This is a genomic window from Pseudomonas juntendi, from assembly GCF_009932375.1.
GTDB classification, from domain to species: Bacteria; Pseudomonadota; Gammaproteobacteria; order Pseudomonadales; family Pseudomonadaceae; genus Aquipseudomonas; species Aquipseudomonas juntendi.
The window spans coordinates 1-320 of sequence record NZ_BLJG01000548.1 but is presented as its reverse complement, the minus strand read 5'-3'; the positions used below and the strand labels follow the sequence as shown (position 1 = coordinate 320).

Sequence of the window (320 nt, the reverse complement as noted above, 5' to 3'; positions counted from 1 at the left end):
AGAGCGGCGCGTCAGTGAGCAACCCAACTACGTGACCGCCAGCGGCCTTCGCCAGTTGCAGGAACGTGTGGCCGAGTTGAATGCCTTGCGCAGCGACCTGCAGGCGCAGGGCGAGCGTGTGGACAAGCAGCGGCTGGCCGATACCGAGCGCGACCTGCGGTACTTCAGCGCGCGGGTGCAGAGCGCCCAGGTGGTACCGCCCGCGACGTCGCACAGCAAGGTGCAGATTGGCAGCCGGGTACGCTTTGTCGACGCGCAAGACCAGGCGCATGAGGTACGGCTGGTGGGCGAGGATGAGGCGGATGCCGGGCGCGGCCTGA

General features: G+C 68.1%; 1 pseudogene. It reads left to right on the top strand.

The annotated features are described in order from the left end of the window. Nucleotides 1-320 (top strand): annotated as a pseudogene (locus GYA94_RS27200) (GreA/GreB family elongation factor); the annotation flags it as partial.